At 67.7% G+C, this 7,139-nt stretch carries 8 protein-coding genes; 4 read left to right on the top strand and 4 right to left on the bottom strand.

Annotation, left to right across the window (positions count from 1 at the left end; all coding sequences use genetic code 11):
* The 4 genes from VMS22_25485 to VMS22_25470 all read right to left on the bottom strand — a co-directional run.
* Positions 1-654: phosphoketolase (locus tag VMS22_25485; protein HXJ37395.1), on the bottom strand; the 654-nt coding region annotated here is incomplete at its 3' end.
* 13 nt (positions 655-667) lie between these two features.
* Positions 668-1,951 (bottom strand): glycosyltransferase family 4 protein, encoded by a 1,284-nt coding sequence (locus tag VMS22_25480; protein HXJ37394.1) that lies wholly within the window; start codon positions 1,949-1,951, stop codon positions 668-670.
* Between the two features lie 1,162 nt (positions 1,952-3,113).
* Entirely contained in the window at positions 3,114-4,208 is a 1,095-nt protein-coding gene (locus VMS22_25475; GenBank protein ID HXJ37393.1) for a hypothetical protein, read from the bottom strand.
* 105 nt (positions 4,209-4,313) lie between these two features.
* The gene (locus tag VMS22_25470) at positions 4,314-4,517 is read right to left on the bottom strand and encodes a hypothetical protein (protein ID HXJ37392.1); all 204 of its coding nucleotides are present in this window, start codon (positions 4,515-4,517) and stop codon (positions 4,314-4,316) included.
* 240 nt (positions 4,518-4,757) lie between these two features.
* On the opposite strand from VMS22_25470, the gene VMS22_25465 reads away from it, so the two are divergent.
* From VMS22_25465 to VMS22_25450, 4 genes are all read left to right on the top strand, one after another.
* Positions 4,758-5,060 carry a DUF4118 domain-containing protein gene (locus VMS22_25465; protein ID HXJ37391.1) on the top strand — a complete coding sequence of 101 codons (303 nt, stop codon included), beginning with the start codon at positions 4,758-4,760 and terminating at the stop codon, positions 5,058-5,060.
* Positions 5,060-5,731 (top strand): response regulator, encoded by a 672-nt coding sequence (locus VMS22_25460; GenBank protein ID HXJ37390.1) that lies wholly within the window; start codon positions 5,060-5,062, stop codon positions 5,729-5,731. The genes VMS22_25465 and VMS22_25460 overlap by 1 nt, the downstream gene beginning before the upstream one ends.
* Positions 5,732-5,764: 33 nt before the next feature.
* Entirely contained in the window at positions 5,765-6,220 is a 456-nt protein-coding gene (locus VMS22_25455) for a response regulator (protein ID HXJ37389.1), read from the top strand.
* A partial coding sequence (locus VMS22_25450) for a sigma 54-interacting transcriptional regulator (protein ID HXJ37388.1) occupies positions 6,204-7,139 on the top strand: 936 nt, incomplete at its 3' end. The genes VMS22_25455 and VMS22_25450, both read left to right, overlap by 17 nt.

Here is a 7,139-nt window from a genome sequence, read left to right as displayed (position 1 = left end):
CGGGTTCAGGAACTTGTTGCTGTGCCAGCTGGTCGCGAGCGGACCCGTCTCGGACTCGCCGTCCCCCACCATCACGACGCTGATCAGATCCGGGTTGTCGTAGACGGTCCCGTACGCATGCGAGACGCTGTAGCCGAGCTCCCCGCCCTCGTGGATGCTGCCCGGTGTTTCGGGCGTGGCGTGGCTGCCGATCCCGCCCGGGAAGGAGAACTGCTTGAAGAATCGCTGCATTCCGGCCGCGTCTTCGCTCTTGTCCGGGTAGATCTCCGAATATGTCCCCTCCAGATAGGCATGCGAAAGGACCGCCGGCGCTCCGTGCCCGGGGCCGGAGATGAAGATTGCGTTCAGGTCGTACTTGTTGATCAGGCGGTTGAAGTGGGTGTAGACGAAAGACTGGCCTGCGTCCGAGCCCCAATGGCCGAGTAGCCTCGGCTTGGTGTGCGCGAGCTCCAGCGGCGTGCGGAGCAACGGGTTGTCCTTGAGGTACAGCATCCCCAGGCTCAGATAGAGGCTGGCCCGCCAGTACGCGTCGATCTTGCGCAGCTCGTCCGCGTCGAGCGGGCTCCCCTTGATCGTCGAACGCGCCTTGCCGTACGCAGAGATCGCGTCGTCGGGATGAACGGCCGAGGACCTGGGCGCAAACCGGGTGGTCATGTTCCTGAACCTCTCATGCGGGTGACTGGACCGTTGCAGTTGCTGTCGACGGTACGCCCCGTATCGCGCGCAGCAGGTCGAGCTGCGGCAAGAAGAGTCGCTCGACGATCTCACCCCAGGCGTAGCGCCGGGCCGTGGCACGAGCTTCGCGGCGGATGGACTTCGCCTCGGCGGGGTTGGCCTTGAGTCGCCGGAAGAGTCCGAAGAACTCGCGCGGGTCCGATGTCTGGAGCACCAGCGCATTGCGGCCGGGCACGGCGTACTCTTCGCCCGAGATCCCGGTGCAAGCGATTCCGCCCGCGGCCATCGTCTCGAGACCCACCAGGCCGAAGGGCTCGTGCCCGCTGTTGGCGAGCACGACATCGGCTCCGCGGAACAGCACCCGTCGGACCTCGGCACCGATGGGTGCCTTGAGGTGCACGATGTCGGCGTCGCTCACACCGCGCAGTCCGTCGAGGAGTCCTTCCACTCCGTTGGCACCGCCATCGCGATCGACGATGCGTAGACCCATTGCGCGTGCCGCCGCGAGCACGTCGTTCCCGTGGGCCTCGGCTCCGCCGCGAGCCAGCAGCAGCGGTCGCTGCCGCTGCCGCTTGAGCTCGCAGACGATCTCCAGGGCGCCGAGCCAACGCTTGTCGGGATCGAAGCGAGCGACCTTCGCCAGCACCGTCCGTCCTCGCAGCCGGCGCTGCATCACCCCGACGCCAGCCCGACTCGGCGACAGGAAGGCGTCTGTAGAGAGACCGTTCGGGATCACGATGGGGTCTACGCCCGCCTTCTTCATCCTCTGCCTCATGTAGCGGCTCACGGTCGTGATGATCGACGCCTCGGTGAGCCGGCCCCAATCGATTCGGTCGAAGCCAAACACGTTATTGGCATTCCAGAGGATGCTCGCGCGTTCGCGGAATCCCTCTCGACGTAGCAGCCAGTCGAGATGAAGGACCGCGTCGACCGTGTGCCACTCTTCGGCGAGGATGACGGCGTGGCGGCCGGCAAGGTGCAGTCCGAGGACCTCCAGCAAGGAGGGCGGCAGCGAAGCAGCGAAGTCGTTGCGCTTGCCCTCCTCGCCGTCGTAGACGCCGCCGGGGTGGTAGCGGCTGATCCACTGGCACCAACGGTGGAGGTGAAGCCGGCCGCGCGACTCGTAGCCGGGGAGTGAAGGGTCGCCGACGAACCACAGGTGCGTCTCGAATCCGAGTCCGGCCAGCGTCTGCGCGAGACCGTCGATCCGGCTCGCGATCCCGCCTGCACGGGAATAGCCGTCCGGCCCTTCGAAGGAGAGGAGGTGGAACTGCATCGGGTAATTCCGATCTCGGCCTTCGCTTCGTTCTAGATCGCATCGCGCACGATGGGCAGGTGAAGTCGGGCAAGTGTTCCCCTACCCCGCGAGGCGTCTATCTGGGATCCACTGTTCGCCGTCGGCGCCCCGCCGCACGTCTGATCGAGCGGGTACTCGACCGAGCAGGCGAGGCGCCCGAGGCTCGCGACGCCGATGTCGGGAAAGAAAGCGTCGACGTAATCGGGGATGCAAAGGCCGACACCTTCATTGGAACAATCGCTTCGCTGCCTCATCACGCTCGCCCTTTATCCGCTGGTTGGCACTCGTCCGTGCTGCGGCGTCGCGCAGAGCGGCAAGCCATGGCGACCGGCATTGCATCGAGCATGCCGAGGTTCGCGGCCCTCCAAGGACGACGCGCAGCGCGCCTTGCCCACAGCAAGCGAGCCACCGTGACGCTGACGCGCCCAAATTTCGGCGCGTCGGCGGGAGATCGGGCTGCCTGCGTGCGCCGACCGGCACGGAAGAGCCCACCCAATGATGTGTCGTTGGCCACGCGAGCCGCTCAGCAGAGGGGACCCTGACCGGAATCGTCTGCCAAGTGACCCGCTCAGCCGACTGGTGAAGCGACGGCGTCGACCCGCGGTGTCGTGCGCGTCGCTTCGCTACCGGCGGTCGGGGTTCCCGCCTGTTACGCGTCGACGGGCGCTTCCCCAACGAGAGGAGGCGCCGTCAGGCGTGCTGCGACGCGGCCCTCGACGAACTGCTCGCAACCATCGACCGAACAGATCGGCTGCGATCCCGTGGCCCTGATGCACGTCTGTGGCAGAGCAGGCGATCGCGCGCTTCGAGTCCGCAACCGATCGGCGGACATCCGGGACGAGGCGGTTGGTCGCGGCGGGTTTCGATCGCGCGCGGCGCGGCTACGAGGAGTGAGCGAATCGTGTCGAAGTGCCACACACGACGCGGTAGCGAGGACGATCGCAGCGCTCTCACCGGCGGTCCGCAAGAGCGCTCGTCGATAGCGCCACGTCGAGAGAACACGGGCAGGGCTTACCGTGCCCTCGTCTCGACCGTAGACGTGCGATTCCGAGAGCTCCAACGAGGCAATTCCACCAGACGCCGGCTCCGCGCGGATCACCACCGGCCCGGCGACGCCGCCTCTGGATCAGCCAGCCGCCTCTCACGGGCGGGGTCGAACGACTCCAGGGTCCCGAACGAGTTCGTGGTCGTCGGGCCAGCGCCGCACCAGCTCGCGCTGCTCGAGGTCGGCACAGATCTCCGGGTGGTGCAGCCGCAACGTCTCCCACGCCATCGACCAGAGCGCCTCACTCACGGTGCGGCCGGGGTTGCCGAGGTTGAGCCAGGGCTTCCGTCCGATCATCCAGTGCACGCCGAAGCTGTGGGGCAGGTCCATGCGCATGGAGTTGAAGCGCGGATCGATCGCGGTCCACGCGTCCTGGAGATCCACCTGGAGAAAGTGCTGCTCCGGGAAGCCGTAGCGGATGCCGAGATCGTGGAGCCGCCGGTGACGCGGACCCCATTCGGACATCGGCCGCTGGATGCGCGCGACCATGTCCTCGAAGCGCGCGCGATCGGGCTCGATGACGAGCAGGCCCCCGTTGATGCCGCCGGTGACGTCGTCGTCCGACGTAGGCTCGAGGATCGTCGGCGGCACGGGCTCGCCGTGCCGGATCCCGTGCATGTGTCGGACGTATGCGTACTGGCTCGTGGCATCGACGCTCTCGATCACCGCCGCCGGCGCCGCCACCGTGAAGAGATGATCGAAGCAGCGGAGCGGCAGCAAGTCCGCATCGACGAAGTTGACCCGCGCGTAGGGAAGCAGCTGGGCATCGAAGATGTGGAGCTTCGTGTACACGTACTGGTAGTTCTCGGACAGGAGGTCGGTCGGGTAGGAGCTCGGATGGGCACGCAGGCGCGGCACCAACAGCACGCGATCGTAAATTCGAGCGAGCATGTCGCGCGCTCGATCCGGCACCGCCTCGTCCACCAGACACACGAGAGCGGCGCCACTCTGGACATGCCAGCGAAGCGCCGCCCCGACGACGAGACATCCGGGCAGGTAGGCCTCGCCCGCCAGAAGCAGCGTCACGTGCGCGTAGCGGTCGGGCGCGAGATCGGCAGGCACGCGGGTGAAGACGCGGGGGTCGATGCCAGGATCGACGATGTCGCCTTCGTGATCGACCAGCAGCAGCTCGCCGGCCAGCCCGCGCGCGAGCCGGCGGATCGCCGTCTGCTGGCTGAACCGAGCGAGCACTCGAGCGGCGGCGCCTTCTGAAGCGTGAGGCTCGGTGGATGTCACGGAATGCCCTCCTGATCTCGCCGCCGCCGTGGTGGTTCGGCGCGATCTGTTACTTCGCATTCAGTCGAGCAAGCACTCGATCGGGCAGCCGCGGAACGCGCCGCGCAGCCGAATCCTGCCGGAACGAAGCAGAGCGCGAACCGCGACGACGACTTCACGGTCGTCGGACGTGACCTCGCGCACGCTCCAGACGAGATCCAGCAGCGTCGTGTCGATCACCTCGACGGCGCCCCGTTTCGCCTCGACTGCGGATGCTGACGCCACCATGTGACCTCCGTCGCTGCCGGAGTCATCCAGCATCTTTCATGCCAGCGTAAGGAGAGGTCCATCGAAGACGAGATTCGAAGAGACGGCGAGCAGGTGCCGAAAACACCCTTGTGTGGCCACCGTTTCCAAGTTGGCTATTCAACGAGACCGAGAGCCAACCCGAGCGACTCGCGCCGAAATATCGGCAGCTCCTCCGTGCCGCAGCTTGGCGCGCCGTCGCGACGTAGCGGAGAGCGCGTGAGCCGCGAAACCCCGTCCCTGCTCCGCTACGGCGATGCAATCCTCGGCGTCGCTGTCTGGCTCGGGGGGCGCAGGCCGGGTGTCGTGGCGGTGCTGCTGTCGCTCGTCGTGCTCCACTTCGTCTTCATCGCTCCGGTCCACCCCAGGGCGATTCCACATGGCCCTGCGTACTTCGTCGTCCTCTCGCTCCTCGCCGTCCTGATCACAGCCTCCGGTAAGGCGCGCCATCGGGAGCCCGATCCTGGACCGGGCTCCACGTTCTCCTTCCTGCTTCCCGCGGCGCCGGACGAAACCGCGTGATGGACGCCGAGCCCGTCGTCTTCGTCGTCGACGACGACGTCTCGGTCCGGCGCTCGACCGAGCGACTGGTCCGTTCGCTTGGATTCGGCGTGCGCACGTTCGCGTCGGCGCGAGAGTTCCTCGACGCGGCACCCGCCGAGAGGCCCGCCTGCCTGGTGCTCGACTTCCGCATGCCCGACCTGAGCGGACTGGACCTGCAGCGCGAGCTGACCCAGTCGGGTGTCGAGATTCCGATCATCTTCGTCACCGGACACGGCAGCATTCCGCTCACCGTGCGGGCGATGAAGGCCGGAGCGGTCGAGTTCCTGACGAAGCCCGTCCGCTCGCGCGAGCTGCTCGCGGCGATCCGCGCCGCGATCGAGCGGGATCGCGCCGCGCACCGGACGAGACGCGAAGCCGCAGCGCTGCATGAGCGCTACGAAGCGCTCACGCCCCGCGAGCGCGAGGTGATGGTGCTGGTGGCCGCCGGCCTGCTGAACAAGCAGATCGCCGGTGAGCTCTCGACCTCCGAGCGGACGATCAAGTTCCACCGCGCGCATCTGATGAAGAAGATGCGCGCCGAGTCGCTCGCGGAGCTGGTCCGCATGGCCGCCCAGCTCGGCGTCGCGCCGGACGGAGAAGCGGGACCTGTCCCAAAGGACAGCCCGAGCGCTGCACCAAAGGACAGCTAGGCGAACCCGACACGCACCCGTACTTTGGCTCCCATGACGAAGCCGGAGTCGGGCAGCGACGCGAGCGAAACCACGGTGGGCAATGCGGCAGTGCCGCTCATCGCCGTCGTCGACGACGACGCTTCGGTGCGTCAGTCGACGCACCGCCTGGTTCGCTCGTTCGGGTATCGTGCCGAGGCATTCGATTCGGGCGAGGAATTCCTGAGTTCGCCCGCGGTGCAGCAGGCCGCATGTCTGCTGCTCGACGTCCGCATGCCGGGCATGGACGGGCTCGAAGTCCAGCGCCGGCTCGCCGCGCGCGGCGCGCGCATCCCGATCGTGTTCCTGACCGGCCGCGCCAGCGACCACGAGGAGCGCAGTGCGCGCTCCGCCGGGGCCGTCGAATTCCTGCGCAAGCCAGTCGCTGAAGCGACCTTGCGGCGGGTCCTTCTAAGCGTGTTCCAGGCGGCGCAGCGTGTTGGAGGAGACAGCGATGGCGATGACCAGTGACTATCCGGGAAATCTGGGCCGTGACGTGAACGATCGAGAGCCTTGGAGAGCAGGTCCGTGGGCGATGGCGCGGCCGACGCGCCAAGGGCGCGATCTCTCTGCCTTCGACGGTGGGGGCGAAGCGGGAGATGAGCCCGCTCCGCTTGCACGCCTCGTCGGGAGCTCTGCGGCGCTCCACGCAGTGCTGGCGCGCGCGCGAAAGGTCGCCCCGACGGACTCGAACGTGCTCATCACGGGTGAGACCGGCACCGGCAAAGAGCTCCTGGCGCGCGCCCTTCACCAGGGCTCGCCGCGCGCCGCGCGACGCTTCGTGAGCGTGAACTGCGCCGCGATTCCGTCCGCGCTGATCGCATCGGAGCTGTTCGGACACGAGCGCGGCGCCTACACCGGGGCGCTACAACGCCGCATCGGACGCTTCGAGCTGGCCGCCGGTGGGACGCTGTTCCTCGACGAGGTCGGCGACCTGCCGGCCGAGACCCAGGTCGCGCTGCTCCGCGTGCTGCAGGAGCGCGAGTTCGAACGCGTCGGCGGGACGACGCCGATCCGTGCCGACGTGCGGATCGTGGCCGCCACCAACTGCGACCTCGGGCAAGCCATCGCGGCCGGGACGTTCCGCAGCGATCTCTACTACCGCCTCGCCGTGTTCCCGCTCGAGATGCCGCCGCTGCGCGAGCGCGAAGGGGACGTCCGCTTGCTCGTCGAGCACTTGGTCGAGCGCTGCGCGCGACGCGTCGGCAAGACGTTCTGCAGCATCTCGAAGGCGACCCTCGAGCTGTTCGAGGCGTATCCGTGGCCCGGCAATGTGCGCGAGCTGCAGAACATCGTGGAGCGCTCGGTGATCGTATGCGAGTCCGACGTGTTCCGCGTCGACGAGAGCTGGCTCGCGAACGGCACCGCGCCGAGCGAGTCCGCTCCGGCG

The sequence above is a fragment of the Candidatus Eisenbacteria bacterium genome, assembly GCA_035577985.1.
Taxonomy (GTDB): Bacteria; Desulfobacterota; Binatia; order DP-6; family DP-6; genus DATJZY01.
The sequence above is the reverse complement of the archived record's forward strand: the minus strand, read 5'-3'. Positions and strand labels throughout refer to the sequence as shown.